17 protein-coding genes and 1 pseudogene are annotated in these 24,136 nt (G+C 73.8%); 9 read left to right on the top strand and 9 right to left on the bottom strand.

Going from position 1 to position 24,136, the window contains the following annotated elements; genetic code table 11:
* Positions 1–139 precede the first annotated feature (139 nt).
* Both IF19_RS0106720 and IF19_RS0106715 read left to right on the top strand, forming a co-directional pair.
* Positions 140–1,093 (top strand): coiled-coil domain-containing protein, encoded by a 954-nt coding sequence (locus IF19_RS0106720; protein WP_234313165.1) that lies wholly within the window; start codon positions 140–142, stop codon positions 1,091–1,093.
* A gap of 350 nt (positions 1,094–1,443) precedes the next feature.
* Complete coding sequence (locus IF19_RS0106715) at positions 1,444–2,595, top strand: cytochrome P450 (protein ID WP_106973602.1); 1,152 nt, start codon at positions 1,444–1,446, stop codon at positions 2,593–2,595.
* A 69-nt stretch (positions 2,596–2,664) separates the two neighbouring features.
* On the opposite strand, the gene IF19_RS0106710 is transcribed toward IF19_RS0106715, so the two are convergent.
* The 7 genes and pseudogenes from IF19_RS0106710 to IF19_RS0106680 all read right to left on the bottom strand — a co-directional run bounded on the left by IF19_RS0106710 (position 2,665) and on the right by IF19_RS0106680 (position 9,425).
* Positions 2,665–3,993 (bottom strand): cytochrome P450, encoded by a 1,329-nt coding sequence (locus IF19_RS0106710; RefSeq protein WP_030115490.1) that lies wholly within the window; start codon positions 3,991–3,993, stop codon positions 2,665–2,667.
* On the bottom strand, positions 3,990–4,604 hold the full coding sequence (locus tag IF19_RS0106705; RefSeq protein WP_030115489.1) for a GTP-binding protein: 615 nt from the start codon (positions 4,602–4,604) through the stop codon (positions 3,990–3,992). The genes IF19_RS0106710 and IF19_RS0106705 overlap by 4 nt, the downstream gene beginning before the upstream one ends.
* Positions 4,585–4,941 carry a DUF742 domain-containing protein gene (locus IF19_RS0106700; RefSeq protein WP_030115488.1) on the bottom strand — a complete coding sequence of 119 codons (357 nt, stop codon included), beginning with the start codon at positions 4,939–4,941 and terminating at the stop codon, positions 4,585–4,587. The genes IF19_RS0106705 and IF19_RS0106700 overlap by 20 nt, the downstream gene beginning before the upstream one ends.
* Positions 4,942–5,051: 110 nt before the next feature.
* A pseudogene (locus IF19_RS0106695) lies at positions 5,052–5,453 on the bottom strand (roadblock/LC7 domain-containing protein); the annotation flags it as partial.
* 114 nt (positions 5,454–5,567) lie between these two features.
* Positions 5,568–7,841, bottom strand: coding sequence for a sensor histidine kinase (locus tag IF19_RS0106690; RefSeq protein WP_050498995.1), 2,274 nt, complete (start codon positions 7,839–7,841; stop codon positions 5,568–5,570).
* A 557-nt stretch (positions 7,842–8,398) separates the two neighbouring features.
* Positions 8,399–8,518, bottom strand: a complete 120-nt coding sequence (locus tag IF19_RS1000000137590) for a DUF397 domain-containing protein (RefSeq protein WP_157854218.1) — start codon at positions 8,516–8,518, stop codon at positions 8,399–8,401.
* Complete coding sequence (locus IF19_RS0106680; protein ID WP_234313164.1) at positions 8,481–9,425, bottom strand: helix-turn-helix domain-containing protein; 945 nt, start codon at positions 9,423–9,425, stop codon at positions 8,481–8,483. Before IF19_RS0106680 ends, IF19_RS1000000137590 begins: the two co-directional genes overlap by 38 nt.
* A 152-nt stretch (positions 9,426–9,577) precedes the next feature.
* Here IF19_RS0106680 and IF19_RS0106675 point away from each other — a divergent pair, with 152 nt between their 5' ends.
* On the top strand, positions 9,578–10,138 hold the full coding sequence (locus IF19_RS0106675; RefSeq protein WP_372340809.1) for an ATP-binding protein: 561 nt from the start codon (positions 9,578–9,580) through the stop codon (positions 10,136–10,138).
* A gap of 166 nt (positions 10,139–10,304) precedes the next feature.
* Here the strand turns inward: IF19_RS0106675 and IF19_RS0106670 are convergent, their stop codons facing one another.
* Positions 10,305–10,697 (bottom strand): VOC family protein, encoded by a 393-nt coding sequence (locus IF19_RS0106670; RefSeq protein WP_030115482.1) that lies wholly within the window; start codon positions 10,695–10,697, stop codon positions 10,305–10,307.
* Between the two features lie 97 nt (positions 10,698–10,794).
* Positions 10,795–12,390: an MFS transporter gene (locus IF19_RS0106665; protein ID WP_050493726.1), complete on the bottom strand. Its 1,596-nt coding sequence runs from the start codon at positions 12,388–12,390 to the stop codon at positions 10,795–10,797.
* A 752-nt stretch (positions 12,391–13,142) separates the two neighbouring features.
* On the opposite strand from IF19_RS0106665, the gene IF19_RS0106660 reads away from it, so the two are divergent.
* From IF19_RS0106660 to IF19_RS0106635, 6 genes are all read left to right on the top strand, one after another.
* Positions 13,143–13,931 carry an ABC transporter ATP-binding protein gene (locus tag IF19_RS0106660; RefSeq protein ID WP_030115480.1) on the top strand — a complete coding sequence of 263 codons (789 nt, stop codon included), beginning with the start codon at positions 13,143–13,145 and terminating at the stop codon, positions 13,929–13,931.
* Positions 13,928–16,513, top strand: coding sequence for an ABC transporter permease (locus IF19_RS0106655; RefSeq protein WP_030115479.1), 2,586 nt, complete (start codon positions 13,928–13,930; stop codon positions 16,511–16,513). The genes IF19_RS0106660 and IF19_RS0106655 overlap by 4 nt, the downstream gene beginning before the upstream one ends.
* A 432-nt stretch (positions 16,514–16,945) precedes the next feature.
* Positions 16,946–17,197 (top strand): hypothetical protein, encoded by a 252-nt coding sequence (locus IF19_RS0106650; RefSeq protein ID WP_030115478.1) that lies wholly within the window; start codon positions 16,946–16,948, stop codon positions 17,195–17,197.
* Positions 17,198–17,274: 77 nt separating this feature from the next.
* Positions 17,275–19,392: an AfsR/SARP family transcriptional regulator gene (locus IF19_RS0106645; RefSeq protein WP_030115477.1), complete on the top strand. Its 2,118-nt coding sequence runs from the start codon at positions 17,275–17,277 to the stop codon at positions 19,390–19,392.
* Between the two features lie 5 nt (positions 19,393–19,397).
* Positions 19,398–21,788 (top strand): TOMM precursor leader peptide-binding protein, encoded by a 2,391-nt coding sequence (locus tag IF19_RS0106640; RefSeq protein WP_030115476.1) that lies wholly within the window; start codon positions 19,398–19,400, stop codon positions 21,786–21,788.
* Positions 21,778–24,042: a TOMM precursor leader peptide-binding protein gene (locus IF19_RS0106635; protein WP_030276182.1), complete on the top strand. Its 2,265-nt coding sequence runs from the start codon at positions 21,778–21,780 to the stop codon at positions 24,040–24,042. The genes IF19_RS0106640 and IF19_RS0106635 overlap by 11 nt, the downstream gene beginning before the upstream one ends.
* Positions 24,043–24,136: the final 94 nt, after the last annotated feature.

Below are 24,136 nucleotides of genomic sequence, written 5' to 3'. Positions count from 1 at the left end.
CCTGATCTGTGATGCCGATCGCTTCCGGCCGGATTGGCGCTGATCGATTCCGACTTCCGACACGAATTGCCGCATCCTTGACGTATCGAGAGTGTCGTGGTGTGTCGGTGGGTCGGTTGCCCGGAGAGAGGCTTCAGGGATGAGTGCTGGACCGGTGTCCGCGTACGACGTCGTCGGGATGCGGGGGCGTGGCTACCGTCCGGACCAGGTGGACCGGGCGACGGCCGAGCTGACCGCTGAACGGGACCGGGCGCTCGCCGAGGTCGCCCGGCTGGCGGACCGGGTCGAGGAGCTGGGCGCCGAGACGGCCCGGCTGGTGGAGACCGCCGCGGCGCTGCCCGTCCAGGACTACGCGGAGCTGGGGGAGCGGGCGCGGCGGATCCTGGCGCTGGCCGAGGAGGAGGCGCGGGCGCTTCAGGACGGGGCGGTCGCGGCGGGCCAGGCGCTGCGCGACGCGGCCGATGCGGCGGGCCGGGCGGCCGGGGACGCGGCGCGCGAGGCGGCGGACGCGGTGCGGGCGGCGGCGGAGCGGGCGGCCGAGGAGCGGGTGGCGGCGGCGGTCCGGGAGGCGGAGGGCCTGTCGGCGGCGGCCCGGAAGGACGCCGACGAGGCGCGGTCGGCGGCGGCCGAGGCGATGGCCGCGACCCGTGATCGTACGGCGAGTGTGCTGGCCCACCAGGAGCAGGAGCACACGGAGCGCCGCAAGGCGGCCGAGGCGGAGCTGGCGGCGGCGGAGGCGGCGCTGGAGTCGCGCCACGCGGAGCTGACCGAGCGGGCCGAGGCGCTGCTCGCGGAGGCGGGCCGGAAGCTCGCCGCCGCCCAGGAGGCGGCCCGGCACGGCCAGGAGGACGCGGAGGCGCGGGCGGCGGAGCTGCTGGCCGAGGCCCGGGTCCGCGAGGAGCGGGTGGTCCGGGAGACGGAGCGGATCCTGCGGGTGCACGAGGAGGGCCGCGAGGAGGTTCAGGCGCACATGGCGCACGTGCGCAGCTCGCTGGCGGCGCTGACGGGGCGGGTGGCGCCGGCGGAGGAGCGGGAGGAAGCGGGGGAGCGGCGGGCGGAGGAACGGGAGCCGGAGCGACGCCCGGAGAAGTAGCGGGCGGGGCGCCCCCGGCGTTCAGCGGTCCGCTGTCTGGAATGGCGGGCCGCTGTCTGACGCTGCGGACCGTGGCCCGTACGACCGGGGCCCGGCCGCCAGGGGCCCGCCGGACTGGGGCCGCCCGACCCGTGCCCGCCCGACCCGGGCCCGCCGGGCCCGCCGGGGCCGGGCGTCGATTGGGCGCAACGGGTGGCAACTCTTGACGAACGCCTGTTCCGGGGAACAGATGGAAGTGTTCAGTTCACACGTATCCATTCCCCGTTCAGCAGGGAGGGTTCATGTCGGTCACCGCGCCGGACATTCTGTCACCCGAGTTCGAGAGCGACCCGTATCGGGCATATCGCAGCATGCGGCAGGAGTCGCCGCTGTTGTGGCACGAAGCCACCAAGAGTTACGTCGTCTCCCGTTACGAGGACGTCGAGCGCGTCTTCAAGGACAAAGCCGGTGAATTCACCACCGAGAACTACGACTGGCAGATCGAGCCCGTGCACGGGCGGACGATTCTCCAGCTCAGCGGGCGTGAGCACGCGGTGCGCCGGGCGCTGGTGGCGCCCGCTTTCCGTGGCAGCGACCTGCGGGACAAGTTCTTGCCGGTCATCGAGCGCAATTCACGCGAACTGATCGACCGGTTCCGGCACACCGGCTCCGTGGATCTGGTCGCCGACTACGCCACCCGTTTTCCGGTGAACGTCATTGCGGACATGCTCGGGTTGGACAAGTCCGACTATGAGCGTTTTCACGGGTGGTATACGGCTGTCATCGCTTTTCTGGGTAATCTCTCCGGCGATCAGGACGTGGCACGGGCGGGTGAGCGCACCCGAGTCGAGTTCGCCGAGTACATGCTGCCGATCATCCGCGCGCGGCGGGAGAATCCGGGTGACGACCTCCTGTCGACGCTGTGCACCGCGGAGGTCGACGGCGTCCGGATGAGCGACGAGGACGTCAAGGCGTTCTGCAGTCTGCTGCTCGCGGCCGGTGGGGAGACCACCGACAAGGCCATCGCCGGGATCTTCGCCAACCTGCTGACCCACCCCGAGCAACTGGAGGCGGTCCGCGCCGACCGGAGCTTGATATCCCGGGCCTTCGCCGAGACCCTGCGCTTCACGCCGCCGGTGCACATGATCATGCGGCAGTCGGCGTCGGACGTGGAGCTGAGCGGCGGCACCGTACCGGCGGGCTCCACGGTGACCTGCCTGATCGGCTCCGCCAACCGTGACGAGGAGCGCTACCGGGACCCCGACAGCTTCGACATCTTCCGCGAGGACCTGTCCGCCACGAACGCCTTCTCGGCGGCGGCCGACCACCTCGCCTTCGCCCTCGGCCGGCACTTCTGCGTCGGCGCCCTGCTGGCCAGGTCCGAGGTGGAGATCGGCGTCGGCCAGTTGCTCGACGCCATGCCGGACCTGCGGCTCGCCGACGGCTTCGACCCGGTCGAGCACGGCGTCTTCACCCGGGGGCCGCAGAGCCTGCCGGTCCGGTTCACGCCCGTCTCCGGCTGACCGGCGCCCCTTCGCCCGCGGGCGCCGACCCGCGGGCGAAGGGGGAACACGTCCTGCCGCGCCCCCGGCCTACTGCGCCACCGGGCTGAACTGGACCGGCAGTTCGGAGAGCCCGCGCATCCAGATCGACGGCCGCCAGGACAGCTCGTCGGGCTCCACCGCCAGCATCAGGTCCGGAAGGTGCTCCAGCAGCGTCTCCACCGCCGTACGGGCCATCACGTCGGCCAGCAGCGGCGCGGGGTAGGGGCAGCGGTGCTCGCCGCTGCTGAACGACAGGTGGGCGGAGTTCTCGGCCCCGACGTACGACTCCGGCCAGATCTCCGGGTCCGTGTTGGCCGCCGCGAGCCCCAGGACCAGGCAGTCGCCGGCCCGGATGTGCCGGCCGCCGAGCTGGGTGTCGCGTACGGCCCAGCGGCCGATGAAGTTCTGCGTCGGGGTGTCCAGCCACAGCACCTCGTTGAGCGCCTCGCCGACGCTGAGCCGGCCGCCGGAGACGTTCACCGCGAAGCGCTCGTCGGTCAGGAGCAGCCGCAGCGCGTTGCAGATCCAGTTGGCGGTGGGCTGCTGGGCGGCGGCGATCACCGAGATCAGGTCCTGGACGATCTCCTCGTCGGTGAGGCCCGCCTCGTGCGTCACCATGCGCGAGGTGACGTCCGGCCCGGGGGCCGCCCGCTTGTCCGTGACCAGTTGGCGCAGCCGGTCCCCGACCCGCCCGTACGCGGCCACCGGGTCGTCCCCCTCGCCGGCGTCCAGCGAGATCCGCAGATCGTCCACCAGCCGCTGGGTGTCCTCGCCCGACACCGGCATACCGCACATCTGGACCACGGCCCGCATCGGCAGGGCGTGCACGTAGCTGTGCATCAGCTCCGTCCGGCCGCTGCCGGAGAATCCCGCGATCAGCCGGTCCGCGATCCGCCGGCAGTCGCGTGCCAGCTCGAACTGGTCCACGCCCTCAAGGGCCTCGGTGATGACCCCGGCCCGGCGGCGGTGCTCGTCGCCCTCGGTGAACAGGACCGACGGCTGGTACCCGACGAACGGCATCAGCGGCCAGTCCGGCGGAATGCTGTCCCACTGGTTCCAGCGGCGCGAGTCCCGGGCGAACAGTTCGTCGTGCGTGGTGACGTAGGACAGCTCGGAGTAGCCGAGGACCAGCCACGCCGGAACGTCCCCGTCCAGCAGGACCGGTGCCACCGGGCCGTGCTCCCGCCGCAGCGACCGGTAGAGCTCGGTGGGCGTCTGCTGGTACGAGGCCCCGGCGAGGCGCACCGCTCCGGCCCCGCCGCCGACCGGGCAGCCGGAGGCGGCGGGGCCGGTCGCTGCCGCGTGGGCGCCGGGGCCGGCGTTCGGGTCGAAGGACGTGCCGACGGCGAAGTCGTAGGACGGGTCGGAGGTGGTCATGGTGTCGTCTCCCGGGCGATGGCCATCGTGCGCAGATGGTCGACGAGCGTGATCAGGACGTTCTTGCTGGAGTTCCGGACCCGGGCGTCGCAGTCGACCATCGGGACGTGCTCGGGCAGCGCCAGGGCCTGGCGGATCTCGTCGAGCGAGTGGTGGCCGTCGTCGTCGAAGCGGTTGACGGCCACCACGAACGGGGTGCCGTGGTGTTCCAGCCGGTCGATCGCGTACCAGGAGTCGTCCATCCGGCGGGTGTCGACGAGGACGACCGCGCCGAGGGTGCCGGAGAACAGGCGGTCCCACAGGAACCAGAACCGCTCCTGGCCCGGCGCGCCGAACAGGTACAGCACGATCCGCTCGGTGAGGCTGATGCGGCCGAAGTCGAAGGCGACCGTGGTGGTCGTCTTGCCGTCGACGCCGCTCGTCTCGTCGACCCCGACGCCCGCCTGGGTCATGACCTCTTCGGTGTTCAGTGGCCGGATCTCGCTCACCGAGCGGACCAGTGTCGTTTTCCCGACGCCGAACCCCCCGACGACCACTATCTTCAGGCCGGTCTCGGCCGCGTCGGCCAGCGGTGTGCGCTGGGCCGGCAGTTCACAGCTTCCGGAGACCATGGAGCACCTCCATCAGCAGTTCGGAATCGGGGAGGTCGGAGACGGCGCTGGCCGCGCGGGGGTGGCGGGCGGTGATCCGGCCCATGACGTGGAGGTCGTCCAGGAGGATGCGCACCACCGTGACCGGCAGCCCGAGTTCGGCGGCGACCTCCACGACGGCGGTCGGGTGCTTGCACAGTTCGAGGATCCGCACGTGCTCCGACTGCATGCCGGTGGTGGGTCGGCACTCGCTGACCACCAGGGTCACCAGGTCGAAGGAGTCCGCGGCCCGGCTGCGGCCGCCGGTGACCGTGTAGAGCCGGTCCGGGGACCCGGTGTCGACGGGCCGGCGGGTCACGACCGGCTCCCGGGCGCCGTACCGCCCCCGGGCGGGGCGCCTCCCGGTGCGTCGCCGGGCAGGCCGGTGCTCCTCGCCACGGGGCCGGTGCCGCGGTGCCGGGGGGCGCCGGGCGCGCCGGCGCGGGGGGCGGCGCGCAGGTGCTCGCCGATCTGCTCGACCATCTGCGTCATCTGGTTCCCCACGATGCTGGGGTCGGCCTCCTCGGTGGCGACGACCGCCAGGTGCGCGCCCTCCCCGGCCTCGACGATGAAGAGCAGGCCGCCGTGGAACTCGGTCATCGAGTGGCGTACGCCCCCGGAGCCGTCGCCGAACTCGATGGAGGCGCCCTGCGCCAGCGCCTGCATGCCCGAGCAGATGGCCGCGAGCTGGTCGGCCTGGTCGAGCGTGAGGTGCTCGCTCCAGCAGAGCTTCAGCCCGTCGCGGGACAGGGCCAGGGCGTGCCGCGTTCCGGGGGTCTGATCGAGCAGCCTCTGCAGAAGCCAGGTGAGGCTGTTGTCTGTGGTCTGCATGATGAGTGACGGGACCGTGGCGCCGGCGACCGGCCGACGGCCCGTACCTCCAATCTCGGATGATCGAGCGAGCGCGTCCGGGGGACCGGACACCCTGCGGTGGTCTGCTCCGGGCTACGGAGCGGAGGACGGCGGCGGTACGGCCCCGGGGCCCGGGTCACCGGGGGCCCCCGACCCCGGCTCTCCCGTGGCCGGGGAACCGGCGCCTCCGGTGGGCGGGTTCGCGGGCCGCCTGCCCCGGTGGAAGGCCCCGAACTGCTCGCCCGCGCTGCGGGGCGGGGTGGCCCGGGGCGTGTTGCCGCGCGGGTCCGCCGGGCCGCTGAACGCGGGCGCGCCGCGGTGGCGGCCGCGTTCCCGCTCGGCCTCGCCCATGGTGCGGCCGGGGGTGCGGACGGGCAGCCCGCCGGGGGTGGAGGCCGCCGCCGGACGGGGAGTGCCCGCCGGGCGGGAGGACGCCGGCGGCTCGGCCGCACGCGGCCGGAACACGAGCCGGTCGTCGGCCGGCGCGGGCGACGGCTGCGGCACGGTCGGGCCGCCGGGCGGCGGGGTGACCGGCGCGTGGCCCGACGCCTGGGCGGGCCGCTGGGGGAGCCCCTGGAGGGGTTCCCGCGCCGGGCCCGGGTCGAATCCGTGGGCGGGCGTCCGGCCGGGCGCCCGGGCCGGACCGAAGTCGATCCCGTGGGCGGGCGTACGCGAGGGGTACGGGGACGGCCCGGGCGCGGGAGGCGCGGTGAGGGCGTCCGGCCGGGCGGGGCTCGCGGGCGCCGGGGCGGTGTACGCGTCCGGCAGCGTGGTCGCGGGCGGGCTCGCGGCGGGCGGCGCGGCCGGTACGGGGCCGGGCGCGGGCACCGGCGTCGGCGCGGGGGCGGTGGTGCCGGCGGGGGACGGTGACGCGTCCACGGCGGCCGGGTTCTGGGCCGCAGGCGCCTGGGCCGCCGGGGCCTGGGCGGCGGGAGCGGCCGGGAGGGCCGTGGCGGCCGTCGTGCTGGTCGCCCCCGTGGAGGCGGCGGCTTCGCGGAGGGCCGGGGCCGGGTGGCTGTCGCGGGCCTCCTGGGCGATCAGGTGCCTCGGCAGCAGGACGACCACGCCGGTGCCGCCCCGCGAGGAGGGCCGGTAGTTGACGCTGATGCGGTGCTTGACCGCGAGCCGCCCCACCACGGCGAGGCCGAGCCGGGTGCCCTGGAGGGTCGCCAGGTCGGTCGTCCGCCCGGCGACCGAGTCCGTCGCCCGGCGCATCGCCGCTTCGGCCATCTTGAGGCCGCTGTCCTCGATGGTGACGACGACTCCGGTGCCGCGCTCCTCGACGTAGACGTGCACCTCGTCGATGGGCGGGGAGAAGTTGGCCGCGTTGTCCATGAGTTCGGCGAGCAGGTGCATGACGCCCTCGGCGGCGAAGCCGGCGATGGAGACGTTGGACGAGCAGTGCAGCCGGACCCGCTGGTAGGCGGCGATCCGGCCGACCGCGCCGCGCAGGATGCTCTCCATCACGATCGGGCGGTTCCAGGCGCGGCTGGGACGGCCGCCCATCAGGAGGGCCAGCCGGTCCGTCATCAGACCGAGCTGCGAGGTGCTGTGGTCCAGCTTCAGCAGGTCCCCGAACACCTCTTCGCCGTGACGTTCCTGCATGCTGCGCAGGTCGGCGAGCATGCTGACGGACTTGGCCTGGACGCGGCTGAGCGCCTTGGCCGACGCGGTCTGCGCGGCGAGGGCGCGGCGCTCGCTCAGTGCGAGCTCCCGGAGCACGGCCTCGACGGACGCGCGCAGCAGCCGCTGCTCCGGCAGGTAGACCTCGGCCTGCACCGTCGCGCCGGACTCGCCCTCGCGGAGCCGGGAGACGGCGGTCGGCAGCGTCTCGCGGGTGAACCGCTCCACCTCGGAGGTCAGCGCGTGCAGCTCCTCGCGGAGCCGGGCGTTCTCGGTGCCCATCTCGTCGTGGACCCGGGTGCTGTCGGTGCGCAGCGCGGCGGTCTGCTGCTCCTGCCCCTCGATGGTGTTCGCCACGATGTGCAGGAGCTTGCGCTGGCGCGGGCTGCGTGGCAGCGGGACCTGGCCGAGCGCGTCGGCGGCCTTCGCCCCGCCGCGTACGAGCTGGATCAGGGCGGGCAGCGCCACGTCGGCGGTGTGCGCGGTGTCCAGGTCGAGCGCGGACAGCGAGGACTTCAGCTGTTCGGCCTCGTCGGCCCGGGCCGATGCGGCGCGCTGGGCGCGGCCGGCGCCGGCGTGGGCGGCGGCGAGCGAGACGGCCAGGACCACCCAGGCGGTGACCACGACCGCGACCGCCCAGCCGCGCGCCTCGGACGGCGCCAGGACCACGGCCACGGCTCCGGCGACGGCGGTCACGGCCAACGTGGCCACAAGGGGTGCTATCGCCGCCTTCGGCGCGTTCATCGGCCGCCGCCGCTGACTGGCTGGTACGGGTTTCGGCATGGATGCGGTCCCTCAGATCTACCGAGCGGAAGGTATGCGAAAGGTGTGCGGCCACCCCGAAAAGGTGCGGATCACCTGGCTGAACCGGAATCGGGATAAGCGGAAGCGACCTTTCCTGTCAGGGGTTGACCACATCGTAGACATGCTCATGCGACGGATGATCCGGTCGACGTCATAGTCCGTAGGCAGAGTGATTTTGACGGGAAGTGGCCAGCTGGCCGCAGGTGCTGTGGTATCCGCGAGGTAGCGCGCGGTGAAGTCGGCCCTGGGGCGGGAATGGGCTCCCGGAGATTGGTCGGGGCATATGCGATACGCCCGTTGTGCGGCCCCGGCGCGGAAACGGTGACGCGTGAGCGGGCCGGGTGGAGGGGCCCTTTTCGGCCAATCTCCATGGCCTCGCCGGAGGATATCGACGGGTGGCGTGGTCCGATATCTCCGTAAGGGCCCCGGTGCGTGCGTGGTGACACCAGTCAGCGGAACGCCGCCTTCGGCACCGGGGGAGAGCGCCGACTGACGCGTCAGCGGGCGACGACGCCCGTGATGAAGGCGGCCCAGGCGTCGGCGGTCAGGGTGAGGGAGGGCCCGGTGGGGTTCTTGCTGTCACGGACGGGGACGACGCCGGGGAATCCGTCCGCCACCTGCACGCAGTTGCCGCCCTCCTCGTTGCTGTAGCTGCTGCTGCGCCAGGCGGCGGCGGTCAGATCGCGACGGGATACTCGCTGCACGGTAATCGGCCTCCAGCACGGATCGGATCAGATCGAGCGACATCAGCGGTGGCAGCGCCATCGCTGTGAGCTGATGGTAGGTCAGGGAGAACTGTTCGACCTCCTCCGGCTCCTCGGTCAACTGGCCGTGGTGGGCTCCTTCCGTGTAGGCGATCTCGGTGCCGTCCGGCATCACCAGCACGGAGAGGGAACCGGCCAGCGCCCCGTGCGCGCCCTGGTCGAACGGCAGCACCTGAACGGTGATGTTGGGCTCCTTCGCCATCCTGAGCAGCCTCTCCAACTGGCCGCGCATCACCGCCGCTCCGCCGACCGGCCGCCGGAGCACGGCCTCGTCGAGGACGACCCACAGCTCCGGCCGGTCCGGGCCGGTCAGCCGCACCTGCCGGTCGAGCCGGGCCGCCACGCGCTCCTCCAGGTGCTCGGCGTCCCGCAGTGAGTGGCCCATGCTCAGCAGGACCCGTGCGTATTCGGGGGTCTGCAGCAGACCCGGCACGGCGTGCGAGGAGTACTCGCGGATCACCCTCGCGCGGGCGGAGTACGCGATGAACGCCTGCGACCAGTCCGGGAACGCCTCCCGGTACACGTACGGCCAGAGGTCGATCAGTAACTCGTCCGCCACCAACTCCCGGTCCAGGACACGGGTCAGCTCCAGCGTGGGCTTCGCGCCGGTCGCGCGTTCGAGCTGGGCGATCCGGCTGCCCACCACGTGGGCGAGCGCGCCCACTTCGGTCTGGGTGAGCCCGGCCGCGTCGCGCAGCTTGCGCAGGCGTGATCCGAAGAGGGCGGCCATGGAGGACTGCGGGTCAATTGCTTTGGCCATGGGGTTACTTCCGATTCTTACGGCCCGCACGGTAAGGCGCTGTCATCTTCCGAGGCTAGGACGCGCCGCCGACTCTTGAGTACGGAACGTCACACGACCGCCCGTGTGGGTGACGTGGGACGTCGGACGAATCGAGCGAGCGGATGGCCAGGATGAGTGGCGAGAACACGACCACGGCGGAGAGCCCGAAGTGTGCGAGGTGCGCGGAGTGCGCGGACTGCGCGGCGAAGGACGGCGGGAGAGACGCGGCCCTGCCCGCTCGGCGCGGCTTCGGACTGACCGCCAACGGGTACGGCAGCCTGTCCCGGCAGTTCCGCCCCACTCCCGCGGGGGCCCGCCTCGCGCGGCGCACCGTGGTGCGGCGGCTGGCGGAGTGGGGGTTCGGGCCGACGACGGACGCGTCGTGCTCGGTGGCGCTGGTGGTCGCCGAGCTGGCCGCCAACGCGGTGTGCCACGGACGGCTGCGGGGGCGGAACTTCCACGTCCGGGTGGACTACGAAGGCCCGGCGAGCCGCTTCCGTATCGAGGTCTCGGACGCCGTGCTCGGCCGGGTCCCCGAGCAGCCGAAGCTGCCCGATGACGACCAGGAGACGGGGCGCGGCCTGTTCCTGGTGGAGGCCGTGGCGACGAGGTGGGGGTGGGAGTCCAGGAACCCGGTCGGGAAGACGGTGTGGGCGGAGGTGCCGGCCGACCGGCCGGTGCCGACGGCGTAGTCCCGGCTCTGCGGCACGGTCCTTGCTCCGGGGAGCCCCGGCTCAAGGAGGGGGGCCCGGCCGGGCGGAACGGTCCCGGCCGGGCGGAACGGTTCCGGCCGGGCGGGACCGGTCCCGGGCGACGCCGCTCTCGTCGGCGCGGCCCGCGAACTCCTCAGGAGCCGGGTCAGGAGCCGGTCTGCATGATCTGGATCAGGTTGCCGCAGGTGTCGTCCAGGACGGCCAGGGTGACGGGGCCCGCCTCCATCGGTTCCTGGGTGAACCGGACGCCGAGACCGCTCAGCCGCTCGAACTCCGCCCGTACGTCGTCCACGGCGAAGGCGGTGGCCGGGATGCCGTCCGCGACCAGAGCCGTCGTGTACGGCTTCACGGCGGGGTGCTTGTCCGGTTCCAGGAGGAGTTCGGTGCCGTCGGGGTCCTCCGGCGAGACCACCGTCAGCCAGCGGTCCTCGCCGCCGAGCGGCACGTCGTGCTTCTTCCGGAACCCCAGGACGTCCGTGTAGAAGCGCACGGCCTTCTCCTGGTCGTCGACGAAGACGCTGGTCAGGGTGATCCTCATGGCTGCTCTCCGGTACGTCGGGTGGGGGCGTCGGCCGGGAGCGTGCTCAGGGGCCCCGGTTCCTCGATCCTGGCACGGCTCCCGGTGCGGGGCAGCCTCAGCGGTCCTGGCGTGCCGGGGCCGCCTCCGACGCCGTGGGAGTCGCGGCCGGGTCCGGCGCCGTGGGGCTGTCGGACGGTTCCGTGATGACCGGGAAGCGGCGCGGGGCCAGGGTGATCAGGGCGAGCAGGGCCAGGGCGGCGGCTCCGGCGGCCCCGACGTAGACGTGGTCGACCGCCGCGTCCACCGCCCGGCGCAGGTACTCCGCCGCCGCCGACGAGACGGCGCCCGGATCCTCCAGCGTGCGGGCCACCGCGTCCAGATCGCCGGGGAGGCCGTCCACCGGCGCGTCGAGGAGGCGGGCGGCCAGGACGCCGTTCGCGATGGCCCCGAAGAGGGCCGCACCGATGCTCTGGCCGACCTGGCGGCAGAAGAGGACCGACGCCGTCGTCGTACCGCGCTCCGCCCAGCCGACCGTCGACTGGACGCCCACGATCAGCGGGAGCTGGAAGAGGCCGAGGGCCGCGCCGAGCAGGAGCATCAGCAGCGCGGGGTGCCACGCCTCGCCGGGATAGGGGAGGAGCGGGAAGGCCAGCAGGATCAGCAGGGCCGCGCCCATGCCGAGCATCGCGGTCCGGCGGAAGCCGATCCGGTTGTAGACCCGGTCGGAGAAGGCCGCCGAGACGGGCCAGCTCAGCGTCATCACGGAGAGCACGAATTCGGCGGCTATCGGCCCGAGGCCGAGCACCGACTGGGCGTACGTCGGCAGGAAGACGGTCGGCGCGACCATCAGCAGCCCCATCGCGCCGAGGGCCAGGTTGACCGAGGCGATGGTGCGCCGCCGCCACACCCAGCCCGGGATGATCGGCTCCGCCGCCCGCCGTTCGACGACGACCGTGAGCGCGGCCAGGAGCGCGCTCGCCCCGAACAGGCCGAGCGAGGGCGCCGAGAACCACGGCCAGGCGACGCCGCCCTGGACGAGGGCCGTGAGGAGCAGCGCCCCGGTGGCGAAGACGGCGAGCGCGCCCGCCCAGTCCACCCGGGGCCTGGTGGCGGGGCGCGGGCGCGACGGTTCCTGGAGGTGGCGGACGACCCGCCAGAGGGCGACCGCCCCGACGGGGAGGTTGATCAGGAAGATCCACCGCCAGTCGGCGTACCCGGCGAGCAGCCCGCCGGCCACCGGTCCGGCGACCGAGGAGGTGGCCCACACCGTCGACAGCCGGGCCTGGATGCGGGGCCGTTCCTTGAGCGGGTAGAGGTCGGCCGCGATGGTCTGGATCGTGCCCTGGAGCGCCCCGCCGCCCAGCCCCTGGACGATGCGGAAGGCGATGAGCGCGGCCATGTTCCAGGCGGCCGCGCAGAGCAGGGAGCCGACCAGGAAGAGGATGATCCCGGCGATCAGGACCGGCTTGCGGCCGAAGGTGTCGGAGAGCTTTCCGTACAGGGGGAGGGTGACGGTGACGGCGAGCAGGTAGCCGGAGAAGAGCCAGGAGAAGACGGTGAACCCGCCGAGGTCGCCGACGATCTGCGGGACGGCGGTGGAGACGATGGTGCCGTCGATCGCGGCCAGCGCCATGCCGAGCATGAGCGCCGCCACGACGGGGCGGCGGCCCCGGGTGGTGGTGGCGGCGGGTGCGGCGGGTGCGGCGGGTATGGCAGGTGTGGTGCCATCGGCGCTCGCGGGGGTGGCTGAGCCGTCCGCCGCGGCCGGTCCGGCTGTCGTGCCCGGTCCGCTTCTCGGGGCTGAGTCCGGTTCCGGTTCCGCTTGCGTGGCCGTGGGGGAGCCTGTTCCCGCTTCGGTGCCCGAACGGGGGCCTGTGCCCGTTTCCGTGGGCGTGCCTGTGCTCGTACGGGAGGCCGGGCCCGCTTCCGTACGGGAGTCCGCTGTCGTGCGCGGGCCCGTGGCCGGGGCGGGCGGGCCCGTATCCGCGCTGCTCGCGTCGGCGTCGCTCGTATCCGCGCCGCCCGCGTCTGCGGCGCTCCTGTCGTCCGTGCGGTCCACCCGGGTTCCCTTCCCTATGCACCTATCTCCCGGGGCACTGTCTCATCCGGGCGCGTGGGAGGGGAGGGGCCGAGAAGGGAGGGGAGTGCCCGACGCGGTCGGCGAGGCCGCCGGGCCCGCCGCCGACGCGTGTCCCTGACCTCGTGTCCGCCCGGGGGCTGATTCCCCTAGGGGGCGCACCCGCACAGCGGCCAGGGCCCGTTCCTCCCGGCGGAGGACGTGGGGGTGGGGGCCGTTTCCTTAGCCTCTTCTTACGTCGCCGCTATGGCTTGCCGCAGGGGGGCGGGTGGGGAAAACCCCACCCGAAGACTGCGCTGAGCACCATCGCGCCGGGCACGGTCACGCCAGCAGAATCGGACCGTACCCAAAGACGTCCTGCCATCGACCGACATAGGAGTAAAACCGTGACAACGGCTGTGACCATTCCCAGGCACGGGGGCACTGGAGGGCGTACGGCCGTCGCGGCACGAGCGCGGCAGGTCGTGAAGGCGTACGGCACCGGCGAGACCCGGGTCGTCGCGCTCGACCACGTCGATGTGGACATAGCCCGCGGGCAGTTCACGGCGATCATGGGCCCGTCCGGCTCCGGCAAGTCGACCCTGATGCACTGCCTGGCCGGGTTGGACACGGTCACGTCGGGCGAGATCTTCCTCGACGAGACCGAGATCACCAAGCTCAAGGACAAGAAGCTCACCCAACTCCGGCGTGACCGGATCGGGTTCATCTTCCAGGCGTTCAACCTGCTCCCGACGCTCAACGCCATCGAGAACATCACGCTGCCGATGGACATCGCGGGCCGCAAGCCGGACGCCGGCTGGCTCCAGCAGGTCGTGGAGACGGTCGGGCTCGCCGAGCGCCTCAAGCACCGGCCCACCCAGCTCTCCGGCGGCCAGCAGCAGCGTGTCGCCGTCGCCCGGGCGCTCGCCGCCCGGCCGGAGATCATCTTCGGCGACGAGCCCACCGGGAACCTGGACTCCCGCGCCGGGGCCGAAGTCCTCTCCTTCCTCCGCAAGTCGGTCGACGAGCTGGGCCAGACCATCGTCATGGTCACCCACGACCCCGTCGCCGCCTCCTACGCGGACCGGGTGCTGTATCTCGCCGACGGCTCCATCGTCGACGAGATGCACCACCCGACCGCCGAGCAGGTCCTCGACCGCATGAAGAACTTCGACGCCCGCGGGCGGACGTCATGACCGTCTGGAAGACCTCCGTGCGCAACTTCCTCGCGCACAAGGGCCGGATGGCCCTCTCCGCCGTGGCGGTGCTGCTCTCCGTCGCGTTCGTCTGCGGCACGCTCGTGTTCACCGACACGATGAACACCACCTTCGACAAGCTCTTCACCATCTCCTCGCCCGACGTCACCGTCAGCCCGAAGGACGCCGAGGGAGCCGAGGAGCAGCCCGGAAACGGGAAGCCCGCATCCCTGCCCGCCTCCGTGGTCCAGCAGGTCGCGAAGGCCGACGGGGTGGAGCGGGCCGAGGGTTCCGCGTTCTCCATGGCGGTCACGGTCGTCAACAGCGAGAACGAGAACATGGGTTCGCAGACCGGCGCACCCACCATCGCGAGCAACTGGACGAAGAACGACCTGCGGTCGATGGAGATCACCTCCGGGCACGCGCCCCGCGGCCCCACCGAGGTGATGGTCGACGCCGACACCGCGAAGAAGCACAAGCTCGGGATCGGCGACGAACTGCGGATCATCGCCGCGACCGGCGACCTCAGGGCGAAGATCGGCGGCATCGCGGCCTTCACCGTCACCAACCCGGGCGCGGCCGTCGTCTACCTCGACACCGCCACCGCCCAGAAGCACCTGCTGGGCGCCCCGGACGTCTTCACCCAGGTCCTGGTGACCGCGGAGAGCGGAGTCAGCGACGCCCGGCTCAAGGAGAGCGTGGCCGCCGCACTCGACGGCTCGGCCGCGTACAAGCTGCAGACCCAGAAGGAGGCCGCCGACGCCAACAAGGACTCCATGGGCGCCTTCCTGGACGTCATGAAGTACGCGATGCTCGGCTTCGCCGGGATCGCCTTCCTCGTCGGCATCTTCCTCATCGTCAACACCTTCTCGATGCTGGTCGCCCAGCGCACCCGTGAGATCGGGCTGATGCGGGCCATCGGCTCCAGCCGCAAGCAGGTCAACCGCTCCGTGCTGCTGGAGGCGGTCCTCCTCGGCATCGTCGGCTCCCTGCTCGGCGTCGCCGCCGGCGTCGGCCTCTCGGTCGGGCTGATGAAGATGATGAGCGCCGTCGGCATGGAGCTGTCCACCGGCGACCTCACCGTCGCCTGGACGACCCCGGTCATCGGCCTGCTGCTCGGCGTCGTCGTCACCGTCCTCGCCGCGTACATACCGGCGCGCCGGGCCGGCAAGGTCTCCCCGATGGCCGCGCTGCGCGACGCCGGGACGCCTGCCGACGGCCGGTCCGGCTGGATCAGGGCCGGCATCGGTCTCCTCCTGACGGCCGCCGGCGGTGCGGCCCTGTGGGTGACCACCCAGGCCGACAAGGCCACCGAAGGCTCGATGTACCTCGCCCTCGGCGTGCTGCTGACCCTGATCGGCTTCATCGTGATCGGCCCGCTCCTGGCCGGTGTCGTGGTCCGCGCCCTGAGCGTCGTCGTCCTGCGGCTCTTCGGCCCGGTCGGCCGGCTGGCCGAGCGCAACGCCCTGCGCAACCCCCGCCGCACGGGAGCGACGGGCGCGGCGTTGATGATCGGGCTCGCCCTGGTGGCCTGCCTGTCCGTCGTCGGGTCCTCCATGGTGGCCTCGGCCACCGAGGAGCTCGACAGGTCGGTCGGCGCGGACTTCATCGTCCAGGACGGCGGAGCCGGCCGCCCGATCGTGCCCCAGGCCGCCGACGCCGTGCACGCCGTGCCCGGTCTGGAGCACGTGACGGACTACGCCTTCCTCAAGGCGAAGATCACCGCACCGAACGGGAAGACGGCGGACGAGGGGATCACCGCCGCCGACCCCACCTACCAGCAGGACGTCCGCCGCACGGCGCTCTCCGGCGACCTGGCCGAGGCGTACGGCAAGGACGCCATGTCCGTCGGGGAGGACTACGCGGAGAAGCACGGGGTGAAGGTCGGCGACACCATGACCGTCGCCTTCAAGGAGGGGAAGACCGCGAAGCTCACGGTGGCGGCCATCACCTCCGACGACACGAACATCGACCGCGGGGCGATGTACGTCAACCTCACCACGGCGGCCTCCTATGTCGCGGCCGACCGGATGCCGCAGAACGCGGTCATGTTCGCCAAGGCCGAGGAGGGCAAGGAGAAGGAGGCGTACGCGGCCCTCAAGAGCGCCCTCGCCGAGTACCCGGTCTACTCCGTGCAGAACCAGGCCGACTTCAAGGAGACGCTCAAGGACCAGGTCGGCCAGCTGCTGAACATCGTGTACGGCCTGCTCGCGCTGGCGATCATCGTCGCGGTCCTCGGTGTGGTGAACACCCTGGCCCTCTCCGTGGTCGAGCGGACCCGGGAGATCGGCCTGATGCGCGCCATCGGCCTCTCCCGCCGCCAACTGCGCCGCATGATCCGCCTGGAGTCCGTGGTCATCGCCCTCTTCGGCGCGCTGCTCGGCCTCGGTCTGGGGATGGGCTGGGGCACCGCCGCGCAGAAGCTGCTGGCCCTGGAGGGGCTGGAGGTCCTGGACATCCCGTGGCCGACGATCCTCACGGTGTTCGCCTGCTCGGCGCTGGTCGGACTGTTCGCCGCCCTCGTCCCGGCCTTCCGGGCGGGCCGGATGAACGTCCTGAACGCCATCGCGACGGACGGGTGAGCGTCCGGGGAATGTGCCAGGGGGCTGCGCCGGGTGCGTGACCGGGGCTCCTCCCGCCGGGCGACGGGAGGCCCACGGAAGCGGGGGCGCCCCTGGAGGCCCCGGCGGGCGGCGGGTGCGTCGTCTGCCGGGACAGCCCTCCCGGCGGGCGGCGGGTGTGCCGGGAGGGCCGTTCCGGCAGGGATGACCCTTCGGGTGTCACCGTAGGATGACCGGCAGGCTCCGGGACGTTCCTCCAAACGTCCCGGAGTCGAACTCGTTCCCCGCCAGGGCCCGTTGTGCACGGCGGAGCGTGTCAGCTTGCTGCACAGCGCGGCGGGCCACCGTGCAGCATGCTGACACCGCGGCCTCTCTCGTGGCGCGTTCCACGCTGGCATCGTCGTGCCTGCCGGGAGGACCCCCGGCACCGACGCCACGGCCGAAGGGGAACACGTGAACAGCTCTCCGCTCGCGCGGACACAGCGCCGCACCGCCAGAGCCGCCGCCCTCGTCACCGGTATCGCCCTCGCCGCCCTCGCCCTCACCACCGGCACGGCGTCGGCCACCACCCCGGCGGGCCCGCCGCCCGCTGTCGTCGACGACGTCACCCGGCTGATCTGTACGGAGTTGGAGGGCGTTCTCGGCCAACTGCCCCCGCACTCCCCGCCCGTACAGGTGTGCAAGCTGGTCAACGGCTGGGACTAGCGGTGTCGAGCCCGGTCCCGGTGGGGACAGGCGGTACGGCGGGGGAGACGGGACGGCCTTCCGGCACGCGGGCCGCGGTGCGGTTCCAGCTCCTCGGGCCGCTGGCCCTCGCGGACGGCCCCGACACCGTCGTCCTCCAGCCCTCCAAGCCCGCGAACCTGCTCGCCGCGCTACTCCTGAACGCCAACTCCACGGTATCCGCCGGGTACTTGCAGCGGGCGGTGTGGGGCGAGGAACAGCCCGCCACCGCCAAGGCCGCCCTGCAGACCTGTGTCCTGCGGCTGCGCCGGCTGTTCGCCAAGCACGGAGTCACCGGCACGGCCATCGAGGCGGTCCCCGGCGGCTACCGGATCGTCGCCGGGCCGCCCACCCTGGACCTCCTCGCCTACCGCGACCAGGTGCGCCGGGCCACGGCCATGGACCACGACCCGGAGGCCGAGCTGTACACGCTCCGGGACGCCCTCTCGCTCTGGCAGGGCGCGCTGCTCGCCAACGTACGGTCCGCCGTTCTGCACCGCGACGAGGTGCCCCGGCTCGCGGAGGAACGGCTGCGCGTGGTCGAGCGGGTCTGCGACCTGCTGCTGGGGCTCGGCCGCTGCGGCGAGGCGCTCGTCGACCTGTGGACCGCTACGCGCGTATATCCGGGACACGAACGCTTCCACGAACAGCTCATCGAGGCCCTGTACCGCAGTGGGCGTCAGTCGCAGGCGCTCGCCGAGTACCGCAGGGTGAAGGACTTCCTGCGGGAGGAGCTGGGCGTCGACCCCTCGCCCTCCCTGCGCCGCCTCGAACTGTCCATCCTGCGCGGCGAGGAGCTGGGTCCGGTGGGACAAGCGGCTCTTGCCGCGTCGGCCCCCGGGCAGGCGGCTCCCGTCGTGGCGGCCTCCGGTGAGGCGGTGGGCTCCGGTTCGGCCTCCGGTGAGGTCGTGGGCTCCGGTTCGGCCGCCGGTGCGGTGGTGTCCCGCGTCGTCCGGGGCGAGACCGTGCCGCAGCCGGACGCCGAGACCCCCGGATCCGAACCCGCCCCCGCACCCGGGCCGGACCCCGTACCCGCGCCGGACCCCGCCACCATCCCCACGCTGGTCACCGCCCCCGTCCCCACGTCTGCCCGCGCGCCGGTCACCGCCCCTGCCCCCGCGCCGGTCACCGTCCCGCCCGGCGCGGCCACGGGGGCTCCGAGCGCCGCCGGGGCCTGCGCACCGTCCGCCGACGCCGGGGTCGGGCCCGTTCCCGGCGTACCGCACTTCACCGGTCGCGCCGCCGAGGCCGAGGCGATGGCCGCCCGCCTCACCGCGCCACCGCCGACCGGCCCCGCGGACCACCGGGCCCTTGCCGTCGTGGTCTCCGGTGCGCCCGGCATCGGCAAGTCGGCGCTCGCCCAGCACGTGGCCCGGCAGGTCGGGGACGCCTTCCCCGCAGGGCGGCTGCTCGTCCGGATGACCCGTGCGGACGGCGAACCCCGTACGGCCGATGAGGTCTCCGCCGCGCTCGCCGACGCCCTCGGCGCGACGGGCGAGGGGCGTGCGCTGCTCATCCTGGACGACGTGGTGGACGCCGATCAGGTGCGCCCGCTGCTCACACCCGGGGGCCCGCCCGGGCCCGGGCCCGGCCTCGCCGTCGTGGTCACCAGCCGGATGGGGCTCGGCGGACTCATCGCCACCCACGGCGGCTGGGTGCAACGCCTGACGGCCTTCACGGAGGCCGAGTCGTACGGACTGCTCTTGGCCGCCCTGGGCGCGGAGAGGGTGGAGGCCGAACCGGAGGCGGCCCACCGGCTCACCGCCGTGTGCGGCCACTTCCCCGCCGCGCTGCGCATCCTCACCGCCCGCCTGCTCACCCGGCCGGGGCTGCGGCTCGCCGACGCCGTCGACTGGCTGGGCGACGACCCGCTCGCCCGGCTCACCCTGACCGACTCCCCGGGCCACTCCGTCACCGGCCTCTTCGACCGGGCGCTCGACCGGCTCGACCCCCGGCTGTCGCAGGCGTTCACCCACCTCGCCCAGGGGCCGCCGGAGCTCCTGGCCGACGGGGGACCCGAGCACGAAGGACCCGTACCCGAAGCCGTACGGGAACAACTCGCCGACGCCGGACTGCTGGAGGACGGCCCGCCGGGCCCGTACCGCATCCACGGCCTGCTCCGCGCCCACGTACGAAGAACCGCCCGGATCCGCGACCGCCGCACAGAGAAGGTGTGATCCCCATGGCCGACAGCGCCGCACCCACCGCACCCACAGCGCCCGCCGCCCCCGCACAGGCCGCCGCACCCGCCGCCCCCGCACCCACCGCCTCAGCACCAGAACCCGCCGCTCCCGCGTCGGCTGCGACGCCTGCCGCGCCTTCGGTGACGGCCGGCGGGGCCGGGGCGGCCGGGACGCCCGGGACGGCCACGTTCGACGCGCTCGCCGGTACCCGGCCGCGTATCCGGCGCGACGTGCTGTTCACCGAGACCCCCGGCGGGGTGCTGTTCCACAACGCCGACGGGGGCTTCCACCTCACCGGCCGGACCGCCTACCGCTTCGCCTCCCTCGTCGTCCCGCACCTCACCGGAGCGCACCGGCTGGCCGACCTCTGCGCCGGGTTCGGGCCCGCGCAGCGGGCGATGGCCGCCGAACTGGTCAAGACGCTGTACGCGCGTGGCTTCGCCCGCGACATCCCCGGGGCGGAGTCCGCCGGGGAGACCGTGGACGAGGAGACCGCCGAACGGTTCGCCGCGCAGATCGCCTACGTCGACCACTACACCGACGACGCCCCCGCCCGGTTCGCCCGCTACCGCGCCACCCGCGTCGCCGTCCTCGGCGACGACGAGACGGCCCACTGGTGCGCGCTCAGTCTCGTACGCAACGGATGCGCGGCCATCGGCACCGCCGCCCCCGCGACACGCCCAGCCCTCGCGACCGCCCCGGACGGTCTCGTCGCTGAGGCCGCCGCCAACGGAGCGCGGGTGGAGGCCATTGCCGCCGGGGCGGGAGCGGGCTGGGCCGACCTCGGCGGTTACGACGTCGTCGTGGTCACCGGCGCGGACGCCGGGGCACGCACCCACCGGCTGCTGGCCGCCGGGGTGCCCGAGGGCGTGACGCTCATCCCCGCCTGGCTGTTCGGCCGCCGTCTGGTCGTCGGCCCGCTCGCCACCGCCGACTCCGCCGGCTGCTGGAACTGCGCCCTGCTGCGCCTCGGCGGCAACGTCGACGCCACCACGGCGGCCGAACTGTGGAGCGAGGCCGCCGGGGCCGCGCCGACCGCGCGGGCCCCGCTCTCCGGTCCGGTCGCCGCCATGGTCGGCAACCTCGTCGGCTACGAGATCTTCCGCTTGGCCACCGGGGCGCTGCCCGCCGAGACGGCCGGCCACGTCCTCGTCCAGGACCTCGAATCGCTGGACGTGATGGCCGAGCCGGTCCAGCCCCACCCCCGGTGCACCCGGTGCGCCGCGCTCCCGGCCGCAGGCGGCGCGGCGAGTCCCGCCGCCCTCCCGGAGGGGCTGGCGCTGCCCATCACGGCGACCGTGGAGACCGCCCGCGACGCGGAGGAACTGGTCGAGGAGCTGAACCGGATCAGCGCCGTGCTGGTCCGCCCGTACACCGGGATCTTCCGCAGCTACGACGACGAGGAGCTGACCCAGACCCCGTTGAAGCTCAGCCGCGTCGAGGTGGCGCTCGGGGACGGCGGGCGCAGGCGCGTCGCCGCGTTCGACGTGCACCATCTGGCCGGGGCGCGGACGCGGGCGCTGTACGCGGCGGCCGAGGCGTACGTGGAGCACGTGGTCCCCCAGGCAAACGTCGAGGACGGCGACCGGGCGGACGACCGGAACCTGCGGACGCTGGGGCCCGAGGCCCTGACGACCGGCGGCGGCACCGGGGCCGTGCCCGCCGCCTGGGCGGTCGCGACCTCCCTCATCGGCAAGGACCCGGTACGGGTTCCGGCCGCCGCCCTGCGCCCGTTCGGGCCCCACAACCACGACCGGGCGCACCTGGCGACCGCGGCGGGCTCCGGGGCGGGCGGCAGCGCGGCGGAGGCGGCGGGGCGCGGACTGCTCTCCGCGCTCGCCCACGACGCCCTGCTCCGCGCCGTGCGGGGGACCACCCGGGTCGGCCCGGTGGCGGTCGGCGGCGACGATCCGGAGCTGGTGTTCCTGCTGAAGTCGGCCGCCAACCTGGACATCGCCGTGGACCTCCTCGACCTGGGTGAGGCGGACCGCACCTCGGCGTCCGTGGTGCTGGCCCGGGAGGCGGACGGCCCGTCCTCGGAGGGGCGTTGGGCGGTCGGCGCCGGGCTGTCCCGGCGCGCGGCCACCGCCGCCGCCCTGCGCGACCTCCTCGGCCAGGTGCAGCTCGCCGCCGAGGACCCGGGGGCGGCGGTCGATCCCGGGGACCCGCTCATGGCCGACCTGGCCGCCGGGGCGATCGCGGTGGGCGGGGAGTCCGTCGCGGCGGACGGCGCTGAGACCACGTTCGACGCGGTGCTGGAGGCCCTGCGGTCCGCCGGACGCGACGCCCTGTACGTGTCGACGACCCCGGCGGACCTGGCCTCCGTGCCCGTCGCCACGGCCCGGGTCCTGCTCACGGTGGACGGCGAGGGCGGTACCGATGCCCGTTGAGACCGTGCGGGACGCGCCCGCCTCGCCCGCCGCGCCGGACGCACCGGAGGTGCGCCGGGAACCGGGCACGCCCCGCGCCCGAGGCCCCCAGGACGCGTCACAGCCCCAGGGGTCCCCGCACGCGGCCACAACGGCCGCACCGCGCGTGCCGGCCGTACTGGCGGAAGGCACCCGGTCGTTCGCGGAGCTGCTGGGCAAGGCGCTGGCCCGGCACGGCGGAACGGCGGCCGCCGTTCCGCTGGACGTCCAACCCCTCGGCGTACAGGACGCGTTCACGGCTGACGGGTCCGTGCCCGGGGGCGATGCCGTACCCGTCCGCCACTACGGGCGGCACGCGGTCGTCGGCCCCTTCCCGACGCGGACCGGTACCGATCCGCACGACCGGCGCACCCCACCCGACCAGCCCGGTCCGCAGGCCCCGTCCAACCGGACCACCCCGCAGGCCCCGTACCACCGGGCCGCGACGTCCGACCGGCTCGCCCCGCACGCCAGGAACGACCGGCCCGCGAGGCCCGACCGCCCCACCCCGCATCACCACCGCCCCTGCGCCCGCTGTCTGGAGCGCCGGTGGCAGGCGGTCCGGTCCGTCGCCGTGCGCGAGGCCCTGGAGCTGGGCTCCGGGACCGGAGCGGCGGGCCCGCCCCCGTACCTGACCCCCTTCGCGGCCGAAGCCGTCGCCGGGGTGATCGCCGCCCGGCTGGCCGGCGGCGGGCCGGAGACCGGGGCCTTCCCGGCCGTCCACCTGGTCGACCTCCAGACCCTGGCCGTACGCCACTACCCGCTCGTCCCCGACCCGGAGTGCCCCGGCTGCGCGCGGCCCGAACCCGACAGCGACGAGGCCTCCGTGCTCACCCTGCGGCCCGCGCCCAAGCTCCGTCCCGGCGGCTTCCGGGTCCGGGACATCGCGGACTACGAACTGCCCGTCCAGCCGTACGCCAACCCCGTCTGCGGGTCGCTGGGCCCCTCCGTCGTCCAGGACGTCTCCTCCACGTCCACCTCCGCCACCATCGGCTGCTTCTCGCTGCGGTCGGGACCGTATCTGCGCGAGACGTTTTGGGGCGGGCACGCCGACACCTTTGCCGAGAGCATGCGCATCGGGGTCCTGGAGGGCCTGGAGCGGTACGCGGGCATGCGTCCCCGGTCCAAGCAGGCCCAGGTGAGGGCCAGTCTGCACGCCCTGTGCGCGGAGGGCCGGGCCGTCGTGGACCCGCGCGTCTGCGGCCTGTACTCCGACGCCTTCCACCGGGCGAACCCGCGGGTGCGCCCCTTCACCCCGGACCGGGAGATCCCCTGGGTGCGCGGCTGGTCGCTGCGCGACTCCCGCACCGTTCTGGTCCCCGAAGTGCTCACGTACTACCACGCCCCCGGCCTGGAGAACCGGTTCGTGCAGGAGAGCTCCAACGGCTGCGCCTCCGGCGGCGCGCTGGAGGAGGCCGCCTACTTCGGGCTGATGGAGATCGTCGAGCGGGACGCGTTCCTGCTCGCCTGGTACGGGCGGGCCGCGCTCCCCGAGATCGACGCGCGCACCAGCCGCCGCCCCGTCGTCCGGCACATGGTGGACCGGCTGGAGATGTACGGGTACGAGGCGCGGTTCTTCGACACCCGGATCACCTTCCCGATCCCCGTCGTCACCGGCGTCGCCGTCCGGCCCGACGGCGGGCCCGGCCGGATGTGCTTCGGCGCGGGCGCCGGGCTCGACCCGGAGGCGGCGCTCGCCGGGGCGCTCTGCGAGATCGCCACCGACGCCGTCAACCTCCCGGGCCGCACCGAGCGGGACGAGGCGCGGCTGCGGGCCATGGCCACCGACTTCGCCAAGGTCGAGGCGCTGCACGACCACCCGCTGGCGTACGGGATACCGGAGATGGGCGACCACGCGGACTTCCTGCTCGGCGCACCCGGCGGAGTCCGCCCGCCGGCCCGTTCCTTCGCGGAGCTGTACGGGGGCGGGCCCGGCGCCCGGCCGGTCCTCCCGGCCTCCGACGACGTGCGCGAGGACCTGCTGCGGTGCGTGGACGCCGTCGCCGCCGCCGGGTTCGACGTGGTGGTCGTCGACCAGACCATGCCCGAACAGCGCGACCTCGGGCTCACGACGGTGAGCGTGATCGTGCCCGGACTGCTGCCGATCGACTTCGGCTGGACCCGCCAGCGCGCCCTCGGCATGCCCCGGCTGCGCACCGCCCTGCGCGAGGCGGGGCTGCGGGCGGCGGACCTCACCGACGCCGATCTCAACCCGGCCCCGCACCCGTTCCCCTGACCTGACCTGACCTGACCTGAGCGGATCCGACCCGCGCCCCCGGCCCCCGCCCTCTCCCAGCCCCCGACCCGCGCCCCCCGGCCCCGCCCTCTCC

Origin of the sequence: Streptomyces californicus (genome assembly GCF_000717645.1) — a bacterium.
GTDB lineage: Bacteria > Actinomycetota > Actinomycetes > Streptomycetales > Streptomycetaceae > Streptomyces > Streptomyces californicus.
Note: the sequence above shows the minus strand (reverse complement) of the source record. Positions and strands in the feature narration are given on the sequence as shown.

What these genes read in the sequence shown, in the direction of transcription:
- IF19_RS0106670 (WP_030115482.1), bottom strand. Translation starts at nt 10,697, where the DNA reads ATGAGGATCACCCTGACCAGCGTCTTCGTCGACGACCAGGAGAAGGCC.
- IF19_RS0106680 (WP_234313164.1), bottom strand. Translation starts at nt 9,425, where the DNA reads ATGGCCAAAGCAATTGACCCGCAGTCCTCCATGGCCGCCCTCTTCGGA.
- IF19_RS0106635 (WP_030276182.1), top strand. Translation starts at nt 21,778, where the DNA reads ATGCCCGTTGAGACCGTGCGGGACGCGCCCGCCTCGCCCGCCGCGCCG.
- IF19_RS0106640 (WP_030115476.1), top strand. Translation starts at nt 19,398, where the DNA reads ATGGCCGACAGCGCCGCACCCACCGCACCCACAGCGCCCGCCGCCCCC.
- IF19_RS0106705 (WP_030115489.1), bottom strand. Translation starts at nt 4,604, where the DNA reads ATGGTCTCCGGAAGCTGTGAACTGCCGGCCCAGCGCACACCGCTGGCC.
- IF19_RS0106720 (WP_234313165.1), top strand. Translation starts at nt 140, where the DNA reads ATGAGTGCTGGACCGGTGTCCGCGTACGACGTCGTCGGGATGCGGGGG.
- IF19_RS0106715 (WP_106973602.1), top strand. Translation starts at nt 1,444, where the DNA reads ATGCGGCAGGAGTCGCCGCTGTTGTGGCACGAAGCCACCAAGAGTTAC.
- IF19_RS0106675 (WP_372340809.1), top strand. Translation starts at nt 9,578, where the DNA reads ATGAGTGGCGAGAACACGACCACGGCGGAGAGCCCGAAGTGTGCGAGG.
- IF19_RS0106690 (WP_050498995.1), bottom strand. Translation starts at nt 7,841, where the DNA reads ATGAACGCGCCGAAGGCGGCGATAGCACCCCTTGTGGCCACGTTGGCC.
- IF19_RS0106655 (WP_030115479.1), top strand. Translation starts at nt 13,928, where the DNA reads ATGACCGTCTGGAAGACCTCCGTGCGCAACTTCCTCGCGCACAAGGGC.
- IF19_RS0106710 (WP_030115490.1), bottom strand. Translation starts at nt 3,993, where the DNA reads ATGACCACCTCCGACCCGTCCTACGACTTCGCCGTCGGCACGTCCTTC.